General features: G+C 64.7%; 2 protein-coding genes. Both read left to right on the top strand.

Annotated features, from left to right (window positions below; translation table 11 throughout):
• On the top strand, positions 1–317 hold a 317-nt coding region (locus tag GY769_24760), incomplete at its 5' end, for a hypothetical protein (GenBank protein ID MCP4205134.1).
• Between the two features lie 15 nt (positions 318–332).
• The coding region (locus GY769_24755) for a rod shape-determining protein (protein ID MCP4205133.1) at positions 333–1313 on the top strand (981 nt) is incomplete at its 3' end.

Below are 1313 nucleotides of genomic sequence, written 5' to 3'. Positions count from 1 at the left end.
GCGGGGCGTGGAGCGAGACCCGCTCCTTCCGCATCGCTTCGCTGCACGGCGTCGGCGGCATCGAGGACAAGGACCCGCCGGACGTTTCGATCGAAGAGGTCCAGACCTACGGCAGCCTGGTGCTGGTCAACGGCAGGACCGAGCCGGGTGCGACGGTGAGAATCAACGACGAGCCGGTCTCCGTCGAGCTCAACGGCTCATTCAGCAAAACGATTCAGATGACCCAGGTCGGGTTCGCCTTCATCACCGTGGTGGCCACCGATGCCTGGAACAACTCCAGAGAGGTGAAGCGACGCGTCTTCATCGATGCTTTCTAGATAGCTGATCTACCCATGCCATTCCCTACCCTTCTCCGATACTTCTCCGACGATCTCGCGATCGATCTCGGCACCGCCAATACCCTGGTCTTCACCCGCAACGGCGGCATCGTGGTGCGCGAGCCGTCGGTGGTGGTGATCAACAAGCTGACCAACAAGATCGAAGCGGTCGGCAACCAGGCCAAGGAGATGCTGGGCCGTACCCCCGGCAACATCGAATCGGTACGGCCGATGAAGGACGGCGTGATCGCCGACTTCGACGTCACCGAGCAGATGCTCAAGTACTTCATCAAGAAGGCTCACGGCGGCCGCCGCTGGGTGCGCCCGCGGATCGTCATCGGCGTGCCGTCGGAGATCACGCCGGTCGAGAAACGCGCCGTGCGCGACTCCGCGGAACAGGCCGGAGCCTCCGAGGTCTACCTGGTCGAGCAGGCGATGATGGCCGCCATCGGCGCCGGCCTGCCGATCACCGAGCCCTCGGGCAACATGATCGTCGACATCGGCGGCGGCACCTCGGACGTCGCCGTCATCTCGCTCGCCGGGTCGGTCTACAGCCGATCGCTGAAGGTCGCCGGCAACGAGATCGACGAGGCGATCATCAACTACTTGAAGAGGCGCCACAATCTGCTGATCGGCGAGCGCACCGCCGAGCTGGTCAAGTTCGAGCTCGGCTCGGCCTATCCGCTGAAGGAAGAGCTGCGGATGGAGATCAAGGGACGCGACCTGGTCGAGGGCGTACCGAAGACTCTGGTGATCACCGACTCCGAAATCCGCGAAGCGCTGGCCGAGCAGATCTCGGCCATCGTCGAGGCTGTGCGCCAGGCCCTGGAGCGCACTCCGCCCGAGCTTTCGGCCGACATCATGGACAAGGGCATCGTCCTTTCCGGCGGCGGCGCGCTGATCCGCAACCTGGACCAGCGCCTGCGAGAGGAGACCGGCCTGCCTGTGGTGCAGGCGGATGATCCGCTGTGCTCGGTGGTGCTCGGCACCGGCCGC

It is taken from the genome of bacterium, from assembly GCA_024224155.1.
GTDB lineage: Bacteria > Acidobacteriota > Thermoanaerobaculia > Multivoradales > JAHEKO01 > CALZIK01.
This window is presented reverse-complemented; position numbering and strand designations above follow the sequence as displayed.